This window comes from Pectobacterium colocasium, from assembly GCF_020181655.1.
Classification (GTDB): Bacteria; Pseudomonadota; Gammaproteobacteria; order Enterobacterales; family Enterobacteriaceae; genus Pectobacterium; species Pectobacterium colocasium.
The window spans coordinates 2,510,272-2,527,576 of sequence record NZ_CP084032.1 but is presented as its reverse complement, the minus strand read 5'-3'; the positions used below and the strand labels follow the sequence as shown (position 1 = coordinate 2,527,576).

The following is a 17,305-nucleotide window of genomic DNA, read 5'->3' as shown; positions in this document are numbered from 1 at the left end:
CATCTCTATATTTATCTCTACTACAGGATTTAACCGCCCGCATGAAGCCTTCTATTGTTGCTAAACTGGAAGCGTTACAAGAACGCCATGAAGAAGTCCAGGCGTTACTCGGTGAGCCCAGCGTCATCGCTGATATGGATCGTTTTCGCGCGTTGTCGCGAGAATATGCTCAGCTCACTGATATTACTCGCTGTTTCCAGCAATGGCAGCAGGCGCAAGAGGATCAACAGACCGCAGAAATGATGCTGGACGATCCTGAAATGCGCGATATGGCGCAGGAAGAATTGAAAGAGGGTAAAGCGACAATTGAAGCGCTGGAGCAACAGCTCCAGGTGCTGTTGTTGCCGAAAGATCCCGACGATGAGCGCGGCTGTTTTCTGGAAGTGCGTGCGGGGACAGGCGGCGACGAAGCTGCGATTTTTGCCGGCGATCTGTTTCGCATGTACAGCCGCTATGCCGAATCACGCCGCTGGCGCGTTGAGGTGATGAGCGCCAGCGATGGCGAACATGGCGGTTATAAAGAAGTTATCGCTAAAATCTCTGGCGACGGCGTGTACGGTCAACTCAAGTTCGAATCCGGTGGCCATCGCGTGCAGCGTGTTCCTGCCACGGAGTCTCAAGGGCGCATTCATACGTCGGCCTGTACGGTCGCCGTGATGGCGGAAGTACCGGAAGCGGAACTGCCGGACATCAACCCGGCGGATTTGCGTATTGATACCTTCCGTTCTTCTGGCGCGGGCGGTCAGCACGTTAACACCACCGACTCCGCCATCCGTATTACTCACTTGCCAACCGGTATTGTCGTGGAATGTCAGGACGAGCGTTCACAGCATAAAAACAAAGCCAAAGCGCTGTCTGTGCTGGGGGCGCGTATTCGTGCGGCAGAAGTGCAGAAACGTCAGCAGGAAGAAGCGTCAACTCGCCGTAACCTGCTCGGCAGCGGCGATCGCTCTGACCGCATCCGTACCTACAATTTCCCGCAGGGAAGGGTGACCGATCACCGTATTAACCTGACGCTTTACCGTCTGGATGAAGTCATGGAAGGTAAACTGGATACGCTGATTCAGCCAGTTGTGCAGGAATATCAGGCCGATCAGCTTGCTGCGCTGTCCGAGCAGGAATAATGACCTATCAGGATTGGTTACTCTCTGCCGCAACTCAGCTTGCGGCGGGAGAAAGCCCAAAGCGAGATGCGGAAATTTTGCTGGGTTTTGTAACTGGCAAGCCCCGCACGTTCCTTCTGGCGTTTGGTGAAACTGAGCTGAACGCGGTTGAACAGCAGCAATTAGCTGAACTGCTGGCGCGCCGTGAACAGGGCGAACCTATCGCTTATTTGACTGGCGAGCGTGAGTTCTGGTCACTGCCGTTGGCCGTGTCGCCGGCCACGCTGATTCCTCGCCCCGATACCGAGTGCCTGGTCGAACAGGCGCTGCTGCGCCTGCCTCAAACGCCGTGTGCCGTACTGGATTTGGGCACTGGAACTGGGGCAATTGCGCTGGCGCTGGCCAGTGAACGGCACGATTGCTGGGTGACGGGCGTTGATGTTCAACCAGACGCTGTCGCGTTAGCGACGAAAAATGCCCGGCAATTGGGGCTCAGCAACGCCCGTTTCCTGTCAGGAAGCTGGTATTCACCGCTTGATCAAACGCGCTTTGCGCTCATCGCCAGTAATCCACCGTATATCGATGCGGATGATGTGCATCTGTCGCAGGGCGATGTTCGTTTTGAGCCGGCCAGCGCGTTGATTGCCGCCGACAACGGGTTGGCGGATTTACGCACCATCATTGAATCTGCCCCGCATTATTTAGAGAACGGTGGCTGGTTGCTGCTGGAACATGGCTGGCAACAGGCTGAGGCAGTGCGTCAGCTTTTGCAGGCACGCGGATTCACACAAATAGAAACCTGTCAGGACTATGGTGGCAATGACCGGGTGTCATTAGGACGCTGGTTGGATGCGCCAACGCATTAGGAGCAATGGACGTGATAACTCTTTACCCAGCCACGATATATCTGCATCTGGCAACGGTTGGCATCAGTATTTCTCTGTTTATTATTCGTTTTTTCTGGCTGTGTCGGCAATCAGCGTTGCTGCAACAGCGCTGGGTAAAAATCCTGCCGCATATTAACGATACCTTGTTATTAATCAGCGGTATTGGTTTAATCACGCTTAGCCACACTTATCCGTTTACTCCCGAGCAAAGCTGGCTGACGGAAAAGCTGTTTGGCGTTATTATTTATATCCTTCTTGGCGCGATCGCCTTGGGGAAACGCCCCCGTAGCCAGAACGTTCGCTGGCTGGCGTTTGTATCTGCTTTAATATGCTTTGGTGGGGTCGTGCTGCTGGCTCTGACTCATTCACCGTTGCTGATGGAATAATTATGAGTGCTATTGCTGATTTTGAATTCAACCAGTCGCTGCTAAGTGATGGTGTCGTGTTGGTTTCACAGGCTATTCGCCGCGACTTTCCCGCTCAGGATGTGCGGCAAAATCTGCAACAGTTGGTTGAGAACGCTCGAGCCGCTATTCCTGACGATCTTGAGCAAGATCTTCAGCTTGAAAAGCTGATTGAGCTGTTTTATCACACCTGGGGATTCGGCGGTGCGGGCGGGGTTTATCGCCTGTCTGATGCACTGTGGCTCGATCAGGTGCTTGACTCTCGTCAGGGTCTGCCCGTGTCACTTGGCGTCATCTTCCTGCATATTGCCAATGAACTCGGCCTGCCGCTGATGCCCGTCATTTTCCCAACCCAACTGATCCTACGTGCTGACTGGCTCGACGAAGAGATGTGGCTGATTAACCCGCTAAACGGCGATACGCTGAGTGAGCATGTGTTGGAAGTGTGGTTGAAAGGTAATATCGGCCCATCAACTCGCCTGCTAGATGAAGATCTGGATGAAGCAGAGAACGTCCTGATCGTGCGTAAAATGCTCGACACATTGAAAGTTGCGCTGATGGAAGAAAAACAGATGGAACTCGCGTTAAGAGCCAGCGAAGCGGTGCTGCAATTTGACCCAGACGATCCGTACGAAATTCGCGATCGTGGCCTGATTTATGCACAGCTGGATTGCGACCATATTGCGCTGTCCGATCTCAACTATTTCGTTGAACAGTGCCCGGAAGACCCGGTGAGTGAAATGATAAAAGTACAGATTCACTCGATAGAGCAGAAACAGATTGTCTTGCATTAAAAAAACAGTCTTACATTAAGAACCCGTTTTGCAGTAATGCAGCGTTAATTTATTTCCCGACATGAAGGTAAAAGTATGACGAATAAAGTGGTCAAGATAGGGGATATCCCCGTCGCCAATAATCTGCCTTTTGTGCTGTTTGGCGGCATGAATGTTCTTGAATCACGCGATCTGGCAATGCGCATTTGTGAGCATTACGTCACGGTCACGCAGAAGTTGGGCATTCCTTACGTGTTCAAAGCGTCATTCGATAAGGCTAACCGTTCTTCAATTCACTCTTACCGTGGTCCTGGTCTGGAAGAAGGGATGAAAATCTTCCAGGAACTGAAACAGACCTTTGGCGTGAAAATTATCACTGACGTGCATGAAGCACATCAGGCGCAGCCGGTTGCCGATGTGGTTGATGTGATCCAGCTTCCTGCGTTTCTGGCACGTCAAACTGACCTGGTGGAAGCGATGGCGAAAACGGGTGCGGTAATCAACGTGAAAAAACCGCAGTTCGTCAGCCCGGGGCAAATGGGTAACATCGTCGATAAGTTCATCGAAGGTGGCAACGATCAGGTCATTCTGTGCGATCGCGGCAGCAACTTCGGTTACGACAATCTGGTTGTTGATATGCTCGGCTTCAACGTAATGAAGCAGGTTTCTAACGGTTCGCCGGTGATTTTTGACGTTACGCATGCGCTACAGTGCCGCGACCCGTTTGGTGCCGCGTCCGGTGGCCGTCGTGGGCAGGTGACGGAACTGGCGCGCGCCGGTATGGCTGTTGGTCTGGCAGGGCTATTCATTGAAGCTCACCCGGATCCCGCGAATGCAAAATGCGATGGCCCGTCTGCGCTGCCGCTGGATAAGCTGGAGCCGTTCCTGCAACAGATCAAGGCGATTGACGATCTGGTGAAAAACTTCCCAGAGCTGGATACCAGTAAGTAATCCTCTGCTTACCGTCGATTGATTACTGACATAAAAAACCGTAGGGAACGTTTTTCAACGTCGCCTGCGGCGGCGGGCAGGAAGCTCACCATAAAAAAACCCGCGATATCGCGGGTTTTGTGTTTATCATATTCGTCGTTTTCTACAATGCAGCGCTACCGTTGTTATTTATAGAGGTCGGCGCTGATGGTCATATTGTTGCCTTTGCCTTCCCACTGTCTGGTGATGTGGTAGTACTTGGCACCTTTCTCGCCCGCACGTTTAGCAACGGCTTCGGACACCTGTGTCATATTGGTGTAGTTACCGCGGAACTTAATTGAATCGAAAGGCACCATTTGCGCCGCCGTAGCGTTATTCAGTTCCTGAATTTTGGAACCATCTGTTAACGTTACCGTGTAACGTCCACCTTTTGACGATTGCGTTTCAAAGAAATTACCTACATTGCGGCTAGGGCTCCCGGAGTTGGCGACACCAGGAATCTCGACCTTGGCGGCTTCCGCACCACCAGCAGCCAGCGCTGCACGGCCTGCATCAGAATCTGCTGGGATGACATCGGTGCTCTGAGTTTGGCGCTTCGGTGCGTCGGCTTTATAAATGTAGGCTGTAATTTTCTGGTTAGCGCTATTCGAGTTCACATCAACCTGACGGACGATGTAGAACGAATCAGCATTTTTCTCTTTTGCCGCTTTCGCAATGGCGTCGTTCACATCCGGTTGACTGCGAAAGAAGCCACCAACGGTTACCGTATCATACGGCTCCAGCGAATAAGCAACATCCTTTGGCAATTCTTTCACGCCGTAGAAGGTGCGGAATTGGTTATCCTGATTCGCCTTTGGCGCATCTTTGCGATACAGGTCGACAGTGACATTCCAGTTTCCACTCGAGTTAGCGTCATCCATAGCTTGCACATAAAACGACTCTGCACCCAATTTGTCAGCGCGCGTTGAGGCTGCTGCAACCGCTTCATTGATCGCGTTAAAACGTCCCTTAAACGTAATTCGTTCAAAGGGTTGCAGGGATTTTGCCTGATCAGGCGTCAGCTCCTGTGCAGCCTGCGCTGAAAATGCCGAGAGTGATAACAATAACGTGGACGCAATAACAGTAGTCTTCAGCTTCATAAAAAATCCTTTCGCCTTCCTGCAACTCGAATTATTTAGGTATAGCAATCAACCTGTAACGGAATAGGGCTGATTATCGCACGGAATAAATTCTTGTGCTTTAGCATTTTCAGCAGGACTGCAAAGCCGTAATGCTTCGGCTCTGAACAAGAAAAGTGCTAATAATAACGGTTAATGATTGTTTTGCCATCATAAGGGATATTTATGTGATTTATCACATTAACAACCCTGTAACACAACGTTTTTGTGAAACAGCACCGAAAAATACTTCTGTAATAATGCTACAAAAGGCAGAGAAGAGCATGATTTTCGACCAAGAAAGCCTTCCATAACCTGTAATAACTCGGCTTTTCTGTGAAATTCATTTTATTTATGGATCATCGATCACATTTTCAGTACGTTATAAATGAGTTCGCCTACAGTGAGACGCCCCAAAAAAGCGTGTGGCAAGAAGATGATAAAACCCTCTTCCTACCGCGTGAATGCGGGGATACAGGGTGCAGCAGGTCTCGGCGAATTCGTATAACAGAGTAGGGTGAGAATAATAACCTTCGTTAAAAATAAGCGAAAAGGGTATCAGTATGCGTATTGGTGTACCAAGAGAGCGGTTGGCCAATGAAGCCCGTGTCGCAGCGACGCCGAAAACGGTTGAACAGCTGCTGAAACTGGGTTTTACGGTCTCGGTAGAACGTGAAGCGGGGAAACTGGCAAGTTTTGACGATGCGGCATATGAAGAAGCAGGCGCGTCGATTGTTGACAGTTCGGAAGTCTGGCAATCCGACATCGTCCTGAAGGTGAATGCGCCGCAGGATGATGAAATCGAACTGACCCGTGCGGGCAGTACAGTTGTCAGCTTTATCTGGCCAGCGCAAAATCCAGCTCTGCTGGAGAAACTGGCGGCCCGTCAGGTGACGGTGATGGCGATGGATTCCGTGCCGCGTATTTCGCGCGCGCAGTCACTCGATGCGCTCAGTTCAATGGCCAACATTGCCGGCTATCGCGCTATCGTTGAAGCTGCCCACGAATTTGGCCGCTTCTTTACCGGGCAAATTACCGCTGCGGGTAAGGTTCCACCTGCCAAAGTCATGATTATCGGTGCCGGTGTGGCCGGTTTGGCTGCGATCGGCGCAGCGGGTAGCTTAGGTGCTATCGTTCGTGCTTTTGATACTCGTCCTGAAGTAAAAGAGCAGGTTAAAAGCATGGGCGCCGAGTTCCTTGAACTCGACTTTGAAGAAGAAGCGGGCAGCGGTGACGGCTATGCCAAAGTCATGTCTGAAGCCTTTATCAAAGCCGAAATGGAACTGTTTGCCGCACAGGCGAAAGAAGTCGACATTATCGTCACTACCGCACTGATTCCTGGAAAACCGGCTCCGCGCCTGATCACCAAAGAAATGGTGCTGAGCATGAAGCCCGGCAGCGTGATTGTCGATTTAGCGGCGCAAACGGGCGGAAACTGTGAGTTAACCGTGGCCGATCGCGTTACCGTGACGGAAAACGGCGTCAAAATTATTGGTTATACCGATTTACCTAGCCGTCTGCCGACCCAATCCTCACAGCTTTACGGCACAAACCTGGTTAACTTACTGAAATTGCTCTGCAAAGAGAAAAACGGCGAGATCACTGTCGATTTTGACGATACCGTTATTCGCGGTGTTACCGTCGTTAAAGAAGGTGAAATAACCTGGCCAGCACCGCCAATTCAGGTTTCAGCGCAGCCACAGCAGGCAAAACCTGCCGCTGCGGTAGTGAAGGAAGACGCTAAACCTACGTCGCCGTGGAAGAAATATGCGTTCCTCGCGATTGCCATTCTGCTGTTTGGCTGGTTGGCCGATGCCGCACCGAAGGAATTCCTGTCTCACTTTACCGTTTTTGCGTTGTCCTGCGTCGTGGGCTATTACGTTGTCTGGAATGTCAGCCACGCCTTGCACACGCCACTGATGTCGGTGACTAACGCGATATCAGGCATTATCGTTGTCGGAGCATTGTTGCAGATCGGCCACGGCGGATGGGTGTCGTTCTTCTCATTCATTGCCGTATTGATCGCCAGCATCAATATTTTCGGTGGTTTCACCGTGACTCAGCGCATGCTGAAAATGTTCCGTAAAAACTAAGGGGTAACACATGTCTGGTGGATTAGTAACTGCTGCATACATTGTTGCCGCAATTCTCTTTATTTTCAGTTTGGCAGGGTTGTCCAAGCACGAAACGTCGCAGCAAGGGAATATCTTTGGTATTAGCGGGATGGCACTTGCGCTGATCGCGACGATTCTGGGGCCTGATTCTGGTAACGTTGGCTGGATCATCGTTGCGATGGCGATCGGTGGGTCAATCGGTATTTATCTGGCGCGTAAGGTCGAAATGACCGAAATGCCAGAACTGGTCGCTATCCTCCACAGTTTTGTGGGCCTGGCTGCGGTACTGGTTGGTTTTAACAGTTTCCTCGATCACGGTGAAATCACCGATCCGGTGATGGTCAATATCCATTTGACGGAAGTCTTCCTGGGTATCTTCATCGGTGCTGTGACCTTCACTGGCTCGGTTGTCGCTTTTGGAAAACTGCGCGGAAAAATCTCTTCCAAGCCGTTGATGCTGCCTCATCGCCACAAAATGAATCTGGCGGCGTTGGTTGTGTCCTTCCTCCTGCTTCTGGTTTTCATCAATACCGGCAGCGTGGCGTTGCAGGTTCTGGCACTGATTCTGATGACGGCGATTGCGCTGGTATTCGGCTGGCATCTGGTTGCTTCGATTGGCGGCGCGGACATGCCGGTCGTCGTTTCTATGCTGAACTCTTATTCCGGTTGGGCGGCGGCGGCAGCGGGCTTCATGTTGAGCAATGACCTGCTGATCGTAACCGGTGCTCTGGTGGGTTCTTCGGGTGCGATTCTGTCTTACATCATGTGTAAAGCGATGAACCGCTCCTTCATCAGCGTTATTGCAGGTGGTTTTGGTACAGATGGCGTTTCTTCTGGTGAGAGTGAAGAGGTCGGTGAATATCGTGAGGCTTCAGCAGAAGATGTGGCTGATTTGCTCAAGAACTCAACCTCGGTCATCATCACACCGGGATACGGCATGGCAGTCGCGCAGGCGCAGTACCCTGTGCATGACATCACCGCAAAACTGCGCGCGCGCGGCATCAACGTTCGCTTTGGTATTCACCCGGTTGCAGGGCGCTTGCCTGGTCACATGAACGTGCTGTTGGCAGAAGCCAAAGTGCCTTACGACATCGTGTTGGAAATGGATGAAATCAACGATGATTTCACCGATACCGACACCGTGCTGGTCATTGGTGCGAATGACACTGTTAACCCGGCTGCGCAGGAAGATCCACATAGCCCAATCGCAGGTATGCCTGTTCTGGAAGTGTGGAAAGCGCAGAATGTTATCGTGTTCAAGCGTTCTATGAATACCGGTTACGCTGGCGTGCAGAATCCGCTGTTCTTTAAAGAGAATACGCAGATGCTGTTTGGCGATGCCAAAGATAGCGTCGAGGCGATTCTGAAAGCGCTGTAAGCGCGGCAGGTCGTAGAAAACGAAAGGGGCGAACAATCGCCCCTTTTTTGTGCCTATCGTTTTTATGCTGCAAAAAAATAATGCCAGCGCTAAGAGGCTGGCATTATGTGGCGCTAATTGAGCGAGACAAGAAATCAGCTGTTGTCGCCGTCTTCTGAAGCGATCGGTGACACAAAGTCATCGGGTTTAATTGCAAGCAAGTCACACTTCAAATGATCGATGACGTGCTCGACGGTGTTGCCGATAAACGCAGCGGAAAGGCCGGTTCTGCCCAGTGAACCCAACACCACGACACCCGCCTGTAAATGCTCCGCCAGATCGGGAATGACTTCCTCTGGCAGGCCTTTTTCTACGTGCGTTACTCGTTCATCCAGACCGAATTTCTGCCGTAGCGATTTCATGGCGATAAGGTGCTGTCCTCGAATTGCATCGTTGTAGACGCTGGGATCGAAATCAGGCAGCTCAATGGCGATATTAATGGGGGTAACGGGGTAGGCACCAACCAGATGAACTTCGGTCTGGTCAACCTGCTGTGCTAGCTCCAGCGTTTCCGATACCAGTTTGATATTAAGCGGATCGTGATAAGGGTCTTCGCTGGCCAGATTGACGGCAACCAGCGCTCGACCTTCGGTTGGCCAGGGCTGATCTTTGACCATCCACACGGGGCAAGGGCATTTGCGCAGTAACTGCCAGTCGGTCGGCGTAAAGATAACGGCTTCCAGCCGATCGTGCTGATGCGCCATTTTTAACAACAAGTCATGCTGGCCGGAAGTGACTTCCCGAATGATGGCTTCAAAAGGCTTATTGTGCCACACCACTTTGATTTCGATTGGAATGCCCGCTTCAAGGTAGTACTTGCACTGTTCGGCAATCCACTCCGTCCGCTGCTGGATAACACCCTGACGCATTTCCACACGTTCATCAGGGGAAAGCAGGGTTGTCATTTCATAAGAGAAATCATAAATCGGCAGAAATGCCTTGATGCGGCCGCCAAGTCGCTGAACCAGGTAAACCGCCCGACGCAGCGCTGGTTGGTCATCCTGATTTGGGTCAATAGCTACCAGTAAGTTCTGATACTTTGCCATAGCTCCTCCAAACAGCTGTTACTCCACAGCCGATAATTCAAGAGTACCGCAATGGGATCGTTTTGGACAACAGAGATAAGCCGCAGAGTAACAAAATAGGAAATATCACGGAAGGTGCAGAACAGTGGGGAAGAACGTTGACGCTGCGACAGTAGAAAAAGTGGCAACGTCAACGAGTTACGCGGTAACGACTATTTACGTGAGGAACCGGCTAATTCGGAAAGCGCATCAAGATTCTCGATCGTGATGTATTTTCCTTTTACTGCCAGCGTTCCGCTTTTCTGGAAACGGCCAAGTAGACGGCTTATGGTTTCAACGGTCAGCCCCAGATAGTTGCCAATATCACCACGCGTCATGGTCAGACGGAACTCACGTGGCGAGAAACCACGCTGAGCAAAACGGCGGGAGAGGTTATAGACAAACGCCGCCAGACGCTCTTCAGCATTCTTCTTCGACAGCAGCAGAATCATGTCCTGATCGCCACGGATTTCGCCGCTCATCAGGCGCATCATCTGCTGACGCAGGTTAGGCATTTTCCCTGAGAGATCGTCCAGCGTCTCGAAAGGAATTTCGCAGACCATTGACGTTTCCAGCGCCTGAGCGAAGCTCGGATGTTGAGCCGTACCAATCGCATCAAAGCCCACCAAATCACCTGCCAGATGAAAACCGGTGATCTGCTCGTCGCCCTGCTCTGTAATGGTATAGCTTTTTATCGTACCGGAACGGATGGCATACAGCGATCTCAGTTCATCGCCTGCTTTAAACAGCGCTTGCCCCTTCTGGATAGGCTTCTTCCTTTCGATGATGTTGTCGAGCTGATCGAGCTCGTGTTCATTCAGAGTGAAAGGGATGCATAGCTGACTGATACTGCAATCCTGACAGTGGATTGCACAACCGCCAGACTGGATGCGTCGGATAATTCGCTTTTCCGGGATCATAGGCTTTGCTCAGGCAATAATTGATATTAGTCAATTTTAACAGCTTTTATCGGCCGTGATAAGACCAGCAATCACTGGAATAGACCAATAAATAGTGAACTAACTATAATTTTTCGATTTTGCTGGAAAATATTCCGATATATAAGATCTGTTCGGAGATAATATTTTTTCCATTAGGTTACCGAACGGTTAACACATTGATTAATCCGAATCACTTATGGTGATAAGCAATTCGGCTGGTCATTTTTGCGTATCGAAAGCGAAAAAAATTATAACGGTAAGCTATTCAGTTAAGTGTAAATAGCTGTTGAGGCAAATACCCTTCGTGAGCTAACAGCCACTGTTTGCGGTGAATGCCACCCGCATAGCCTGTCAGTGCGCCGCCAGTTCCGATGACGCGGTGGCACGGAACCACGATGCTGACAGGGTTTGAGCCGTTTGCCATACCAACGGCACGCGCTGCGCCAGTACGTCCCAGCAGCGTTGCGAGTTCACCGTAGGTGGTAATTTCTCCGCAGGGAATGCGACGTAATTCCCGCCAAACTTGCTGTTGAAATTCGGTTCCGACGGACGCCACAGGCAGCGTATCAATAATCGTTAATTCACCCTCAAAATAGCGCTGTAGGCTGTCTGTCAGGCCTCCGGGATTATGACTCGACTGTAACGAAAAAGGATCATTTCGATAACTGCGATTGAGCGAGCGAAATAAATCGTCTTCATACTCGCGCCACTCGACGGCACGCAAATGATTATTTTCATCCGCAATAATCAATAACTCTCCAAGTGGCGTTGCCATGGTGTCCTGAAAAAAAGTCTGCATAGTGATTCCTTACGCACTTATCGCTTTCTTGCTTCTCTCATTAGTTACGTGTCGATTATCCGGCATCCTCAGGCGGATTGAAAATAAAATGCGAAGTATGTCACGCAGTGAGATGAAAAAAGAGAAAGCTATCACGATCGTAACCCCGCTTCGTCCGTCATGTACGCAGCCCGAAGAGAGAGGGCTTTGAATGTGTCGCCGCGTCATCCTAAAGAGAATCTCGTTGGCGCATGGGCACTTAAGAGGTGCAATGGGATGTAGTGTGAGGTCTGTGGGATCAATCGCATCTAACATTACCAATAAAATCAAACAGTAATATAGTAAACATTCAATTTGTATTTATGAGAGATGGAGCATGCCAATCTTTATCCTACTGCCAGATAACACCATCGCATGGCAATAATATGAAGGTGAACGGTATTGGTATGCTCTATTTTTATGGCACAGGCGTTTTATGTACGAATAGCTATATGCCCTACGTTATTTGGAGGAAATGCGCAGAATGAAAAAGAAATATGCCGTGGTGGGAACGGGGGGCCGAGCGGGCCTTTATTTGGAATCAATTGCCAGGGATTATCAGGATCAGGGACAGTTTGTTGCGTTTTGCGATACCAACCAGACGCGAATGAATTATGCCAACCAGATTGTCCATAAATATGGACACGATAATGTACCGACATATCGTGCCGAACAGTTCGAGCAGATGATCGCGGAAACCCAACCCGATGTGGTTATTGTGACGTCTATAGATCGGACGCATCATCATTATATTATCCGGGCGATGGAATTAGGTTGTGATGTCATCAGTGAAAAACCGATGACGATCGATGAAGAGAAATGTCAGGCGATTATTGATGCGATTAACCGTACCGGTCGTAAATTACGTGTGACCTTTAATTACCGCTATGCCCCGCATCACAGTAAAGTCCGTGAACTGATCGCCGCTGGGGTGATTGGCGAGGTTTATTCGGTTCATTTTGAGTGGCTGTTGAATACTGAGCACGGGGCCGATTATTTCCGTCGTTGGCACCGTGACAAGCGTAATAGCGGCGGGCTGTTGGTACACAAGTCCACTCACCATTTTGATTTGGTGAATTTCTGGCTGAATAGCGAGCCGGAAACGGTTTATGCGCAAGGTGACTTGCGTTTTTACGGTAAAGCGAATGCTGAAGCACGCGGGGTCACAGAATTTTATTCGCGTTCACATAATAGCGCCGCAGCAGAAAATGATCCGTTTGCGCTACATATGAACCAAAGCGAGCAGCTCACGGCATTATATTTAGACGCCGAACATGAAGACGGCTATTACCGTGATAAAAGCGTGTTCGATGACGGCATTAATATTGAAGACGTGCTGGGCGTGGTGGTGCGTTATAAAAGCAAAGCCATCATGACGTACTCACTCAACGCGTATTTGCCCTGGGAAGGGCTGAACGTGGTATTTAATGGCAGCAAGGGCCGGTTGGAAATGAAACTGGTGGAAAAATCTTACGTAAACGGAGGCGGACAAAAAGAGGATGAAGGTGCGCTGAATGAATGTGAAATAAAGATCTATCCGATGTTTGATGAACCCTATGTCGTGCCGGTTGAATTTAAAGCCGGCGGACATGGCGGCGGCGATCAGGTCATGTTAAACGATCTGTTTGGTACACCGGAACCGGATCCATTACATCGTGCAGCGGATTATCGTGATGGGGCGATGTCTATTTTAACCGGCATTGCAGCCAATCGATCATTACGCACCGAACTGCCAGTAAAAATAAGCGAACTGGCCGTTAACCTGAAAAGAGGGAATTAATCAGAGTCTCTGCCCGGATATTTCAGGCAGTAAATGCTTCCGCATCCGTAGTACCGGTCTGTCTGCATACCGACAGACTGTGGAAACCTCCGAATACTATTATAAGGGTTTTATTATGGCGAAAACACGGAACACATTATCTCACCTGCTCCTACTCTGTGCTGCGCTTCCCGTGGGAGCCGCATTTTCTCATTCTGCTGATGCTGCCGAGATCCGCATCTCGTGGTGGGGGGGAAATCAGCGGCATGAGGCCACTCTGGCTGCGATTAACGCATTTCAAAAAGCCAACCCGACCATTACCGTCAAAGCGGAATATGCTGGTTGGGACGGCTACCTTTCCCGCCTGTCAACCCAGATGGCTGGCGGGCAGGAACCAGATGTTATTCGTATTGACTGGAACTGGCTGCCGCAGTTTTCTCGCAACGGCGACGGCTTTTATGATTTGAATAAGCAAAAAGAGATTCTGGCGTTGGGGGATTTCCCGCCTAACTACCTGCAAACCTCTGACGTTAAAGGGAAGTTGCAAGGTCTGCCGATTTCGATGACATCCCGCAGCATGATTTACAACAAAACAACCTGGGACAAGGCAGGCGTCGCCTATCCAAAAACCTGGGATGAGCTGTTTGCCGCCGGTCCGGTATTTAAACAAAAACTGGGCGATAATTATTACCCGCTTGGCGTTGCCCAGGGGTCAAGTGATGTGTTGGATATCCTCACGCTTGGCCGTAGCTACATGGCACAGAAATACGGTATTGACCTTATCGATGAGAAGAAGCAGAGCATTGCCTACAGTCGCGATCAGGTACGGGAACTCTTCGGTTTTTATAAAAAGCTGGTTGATTCCCATGTGATACCCGATCAGCGCTATTTCTCGTCGTTCGGGCGCACTAACGTCTATGAGATTCGTCCGTGGATTAACGGTGAATTAGCCGGGATGTACCTGTGGGATTCGGCTATTTACACCTATTCCAGCAATATGCCGAAAGAGACGGTGCTGGAAACGGGGCCATTTATCACGATGCCAGATGCCAAAGATTCGGGGCTGACCACCAAACCGTCTTCGCTGTTTGCGATCAGCAAGAACAGTAAGCATCCTAAAGAAGCGGCGATGTTGATGAGTTTCATGCTGAGCAACCCTGAGGGCGTAAAGGCATTAGGATTGCAAAACGGCATGCCCGCTAATCCGAAAGCGCAAAAACTGCTGGAAGACATCGGGGTGATTAACGCTGGTAATCTGTTAGCGAATGCTTATCGTGCGGCAGCAGAGCAACCGGCCTCTAAGGTACCCGTTTCGCCGTTTATGGAAAATCAGGAGTTGGTTCAACTGTGGACGAGCAGTTTGCAAAAACTGGATTACGGCAATGGAGAGGTGAATAAGGTTGCCGATGATTTCCTGAGCAGCGCTAACCGTATACTAAAACGCGCAATCCGCTAACCACCGCTGTTAATGTGCGATGCCGTATCGTGAAAGATATGGCATCGCACGCTTCTTCTATCCGCTGCTCATGGCCTTTCCGCGGTGAGCTGTACCGTGCTTATGGTGCGTGCACGAAAGCCTGCTTCACAGTAGCAAAGGTAAAATACCCACAGGCGTTGGAAAGCGTCGTCAAAGCCTTGCGCACTCAAACTATGCCACTGTTGATAAAAACGCTGCCGCCATTCGCTGAGGGTGCGGGCGTAATCCATAATTTGGCTCGCTGAGCGTCTTCCTGCGTCATCTCAGGGTGTTGATACCAGGCGCTGGAATAGAGCATGTCGCGATCGAGAAAGCTGCGGTAAAAATGGTTACCCAGGTCGTAATGCGCGGCGATGTTTTTTCGAGCCTGCTGTGGACGATTACGACGACACCAGTGGATAACGCGATGAAATGGCCCCGTCAGCCAGCTAAAACGCGCGTCAAGTCTATCAATTAACGTCTGATTCTGTGCCAGAAGCTGGAGAACGGGGTCGACAGGCAGACGGTAATTCCAGCTCGCCCATGCCCGTTGATTATGAGGTAAAAGGCGGGTGTCGGTATGCAGAATCACGTGGTTCGGTTGATAGGGTATACCGCCGCTCATCGGGCGTACTCGTTGCCAGCAGCGCCAGCGCCTGATCGGAATGGCAGGCAAAGATCACCTGATCGAACCGATGTGTCTGCCCGGAGGCATGCAGGGTTACTCCTGAGTCATCACGGGTGACCTGACTGACTGGCGTCTGGAGATGAAAGGTCGCCCGATCGCGTAGACGTTCTACAATGCACCGCACATACTCCCGTGAACCGTCAGGAATCACCATCCACTGCGGACGATTGACCAAATCCAGTAGCCCATGATGATTAAAGAAAGTCAGGAAAAGCGACAGGGGAAAATGCCGCATATCGTCAAGCGATGACGACTAGATCGCCGCGCCCATCGGTAACAGATAATGCTGGGCAAAGAAGGTAATGCTGTTCACTTAAGCATGGATTTAGGGGGAAACACGGTGATGAGGTTCCCGTAGGGATACCTCGCACCGTGGTAGCCCCCGGTATCTCGATTCTTAAACGATCGGCATTAGGGCAAAGAAGGGGGGAGAATTTTTCCTGCTGTAATAAGTGGCTTAGCGTCAGCCCCTGATAATCGCCGTTGGCAAGATATCGCTTGCACACGCGATTGAAGCGCACAATCTCCGCAACGAAGCGATAGAACGCAGGGCGAAACAGATTGCGGCGTTGAGCGAACAGCGTGTTTAGCGTATGCCCGTTATACTCCAGGCCGGAAACCGGATTACTTACCGAGAAGCTCATTTCTGTGGGGTGACCGGTTAACCCCAACTCATCCAGTAACGCAATGAAATGAGGGTAGGTTCGCTCGTTATAGACAATAAATCCCGTATCTAGGCCAGCGCTGCCTTTGAGGCTCCGTAGGCTTCCGCCCGTGGCAGAGGAACAAGGCTGGCGGTTGAACCGATCAACGCCAGATGGCTACCGTTGGCAAGCTGTGGCAATAGCACTGACAGGCAATTCACCGGCCCCATCACGTTGGTTGTCAGCACCCGCCTGACTTTGTCCGCCTCAACGACGCCGTTATCCAGATACTCACAGGTTCCTGCGCTGAGAATCACCAGATCGGCGGTGACGCCGTCCAATGCCTGCTGCGTATCCTCCAGGTTCGTTATATCAAACGTTGCTGTGCGAATGGTCGGGAAGGCGGCAGCCAGAGCGTGAAGCCGTTGTTCATCGCGCCCGCAGGCAAGGACGTCCCAACCGTTTCTGGCATAATCCAAGGCCAACTGCTGACCTATTCCCGAACTGGCTCCGGTAATCAGCACGTGCTTCATGACCGAATTCTTGTTTTCAGATAGTCGATTAGCGAGCTAAGCACGGGAATATGCTGATAAAGCATTTCCCCCATATCGTAATAATCACGGTGATAGATAACTTTGTTGTCGGCGAAGAGCAGGTGGCTACAGCCTGCCAACGTCAGCGGCGCGTTGTGCTTTAACGATGGATGCGCATAGTGCATGGTCCAGAACATCGTTGCACCACCGCGGAAGGTATGGATATCGGCAATATCTAACTGGCAATACTTCAGATATTTCAGCGCATGAGAAAAGTAGCGATGTAAATCACTCAACCCATGATGGTTTGAAACGGGGTCGATAAAGTGAATATCCTGATGATAAATATCACCCAGTTCAGCTAATCCTTCGGCTGTCAGTTCCCGATAAAACGCTTTTACTTTCAGCAAAATAGGGGCGAATTCGCCATTTTCTACCGAGATGCCATCTTCCTCACCGGTTTTCTCTATCATCATGATCGCTCCTGTTAAGGTTGCCAATTTTCACGCCGGGAAAACGGCGAACAACCAGAGGGACATCCATGCTTATTGATTGAAAGATATCAAGTTAGGTATAGATTGAATCCGCCGTTCGTCAAATAAGATTTTTCAGAATGGC

Annotated in this window: 15 protein-coding genes and 4 pseudogenes; 9 read left to right on the top strand and 10 right to left on the bottom strand. The window is 50.5% G+C overall.

All coding sequences use genetic code 11. The annotated features are described in order from the left end of the window. Positions 1–41 precede the first annotated feature (41 nt). The 5 genes from prfA to kdsA all read left to right on the top strand — a co-directional run bounded on the left by prfA (position 42) and on the right by kdsA (position 4,118). Positions 42–1,124, top strand: a complete 1,083-nt coding sequence (gene prfA / locus LCF41_RS11380; RefSeq protein ID WP_015840345.1) for a peptide chain release factor 1 — start codon at positions 42–44, stop codon at positions 1,122–1,124. After that, complete coding sequence (gene prmC / locus LCF41_RS11375) at positions 1,124–1,969, top strand: peptide chain release factor N(5)-glutamine methyltransferase (protein ID WP_225084715.1); 846 nt, start codon at positions 1,124–1,126, stop codon at positions 1,967–1,969. Before prfA ends, prmC begins: the two co-directional genes overlap by 1 nt. A gap of 5 nt (positions 1,970–1,974) precedes the next feature. Next, positions 1,975–2,376, top strand: coding sequence for a SirB2 family protein (locus LCF41_RS11370; protein ID WP_225084714.1), 402 nt, complete (start codon positions 1,975–1,977; stop codon positions 2,374–2,376). A gap of 2 nt (positions 2,377–2,378) precedes the next feature. After that, entirely contained in the window at positions 2,379–3,188 is an 810-nt protein-coding gene (sirB1, locus tag LCF41_RS11365) for an invasion regulator SirB1 (protein ID WP_225084713.1), read from the top strand. Positions 3,189–3,263: 75 nt separating this feature from the next. After that, complete coding sequence (gene kdsA, locus LCF41_RS11360; protein WP_180740953.1) at positions 3,264–4,118, top strand: 3-deoxy-8-phosphooctulonate synthase; 855 nt, start codon at positions 3,264–3,266, stop codon at positions 4,116–4,118. A gap of 164 nt (positions 4,119–4,282) precedes the next feature. Here kdsA and ydgH read toward each other — a convergent pair whose 3' ends face one another. Beyond that, entirely contained in the window at positions 4,283–5,236 is a 954-nt protein-coding gene (ydgH, locus tag LCF41_RS11355; protein WP_225084712.1) for a DUF1471 family protein YdgH, read from the bottom strand. A 581-nt stretch (positions 5,237–5,817) separates the two neighbouring features. Here ydgH and pntA point away from each other — a divergent pair. Both pntA and pntB read left to right on the top strand, forming a co-directional pair. Continuing rightward, entirely contained in the window at positions 5,818–7,347 is a 1,530-nt protein-coding gene (gene pntA / locus LCF41_RS11350; RefSeq protein ID WP_225084711.1) for a Re/Si-specific NAD(P)(+) transhydrogenase subunit alpha, read from the top strand. Between the two features lie 10 nt (positions 7,348–7,357). Further along, entirely contained in the window at positions 7,358–8,746 is a 1,389-nt protein-coding gene (gene pntB / locus LCF41_RS11345) for a Re/Si-specific NAD(P)(+) transhydrogenase subunit beta (RefSeq protein WP_225084710.1), read from the top strand. Between the two features lie 134 nt (positions 8,747–8,880). On the opposite strand, the gene uspE is transcribed toward pntB, so the two are convergent. The 3 genes from uspE to ogt all read right to left on the bottom strand — a co-directional run bounded on the left by uspE (position 8,881) and on the right by ogt (position 11,589). After that, the gene (gene uspE, locus LCF41_RS11340) at positions 8,881–9,831 is read right to left on the bottom strand and encodes a universal stress protein UspE (protein WP_225084709.1); all 951 of its coding nucleotides are present in this window, start codon (positions 9,829–9,831) and stop codon (positions 8,881–8,883) included. Positions 9,832–10,022: 191 nt separating this feature from the next. Beyond that, positions 10,023–10,769, bottom strand: a complete 747-nt coding sequence (gene fnr, locus LCF41_RS11335) for a fumarate/nitrate reduction transcriptional regulator Fnr (RefSeq protein ID WP_010274971.1) — start codon at positions 10,767–10,769, stop codon at positions 10,023–10,025. 286 nt (positions 10,770–11,055) lie between these two features. Further along, positions 11,056–11,589, bottom strand: coding sequence for a methylated-DNA--[protein]-cysteine S-methyltransferase (ogt, locus tag LCF41_RS11330; RefSeq protein WP_225084708.1), 534 nt, complete (start codon positions 11,587–11,589; stop codon positions 11,056–11,058). 502 nt (positions 11,590–12,091) lie between these two features. Here ogt and LCF41_RS11325 point away from each other — a divergent pair. Together LCF41_RS11325 and LCF41_RS11320 are read left to right on the top strand one after the other, a co-directional pair. After that, a complete protein-coding gene (locus tag LCF41_RS11325) occupies positions 12,092–13,387 on the top strand; it encodes a Gfo/Idh/MocA family oxidoreductase (RefSeq protein ID WP_225084707.1) in 1,296 nt (431 codons plus the stop codon). 115 nt (positions 13,388–13,502) lie between these two features. Then, positions 13,503–14,822 carry an ABC transporter substrate-binding protein gene (locus tag LCF41_RS11320; RefSeq protein ID WP_225084706.1) on the top strand — a complete coding sequence of 440 codons (1,320 nt, stop codon included), beginning with the start codon at positions 13,503–13,505 and terminating at the stop codon, positions 14,820–14,822. A gap of 68 nt (positions 14,823–14,890) precedes the next feature. On the opposite strand, the pseudogene LCF41_RS22430 reads toward LCF41_RS11320, so the two are convergent. The 6 genes and pseudogenes from LCF41_RS22430 to LCF41_RS11295 form a co-directional block, all read right to left on the bottom strand. After that, positions 14,891–15,070, bottom strand: a pseudogene (locus LCF41_RS22430) (class I SAM-dependent methyltransferase); the annotation flags it as partial. After that, positions 15,010–15,180 (bottom strand): SAM-dependent methyltransferase, encoded by a 171-nt coding sequence (locus LCF41_RS22425; protein WP_431191564.1) that lies wholly within the window; start codon positions 15,178–15,180, stop codon positions 15,010–15,012. The pseudogene LCF41_RS22430 and the gene LCF41_RS22425, both read right to left, overlap by 61 nt. A gap of 162 nt (positions 15,181–15,342) precedes the next feature. Next, positions 15,343–15,808: pseudogene (locus LCF41_RS11310) on the bottom strand (FAD-dependent oxidoreductase); the annotation flags it as partial. A 130-nt stretch (positions 15,809–15,938) separates the two neighbouring features. After that, positions 15,939–16,256, bottom strand: a pseudogene (locus LCF41_RS11305) (FAD-dependent oxidoreductase); the annotation flags it as partial. After that, positions 16,247–16,687, bottom strand: a pseudogene (locus LCF41_RS11300) (SDR family NAD(P)-dependent oxidoreductase); the annotation flags it as partial. The pseudogenes LCF41_RS11305 and LCF41_RS11300, both read right to left, overlap by 10 nt. Further along, positions 16,684–17,163 (bottom strand): nuclear transport factor 2 family protein, encoded by a 480-nt coding sequence (locus LCF41_RS11295; protein WP_225084705.1) that lies wholly within the window; start codon positions 17,161–17,163, stop codon positions 16,684–16,686. The gene LCF41_RS11295 and the pseudogene LCF41_RS11300, both read right to left, overlap by 4 nt. Positions 17,164–17,305: the final 142 nt, after the last annotated feature.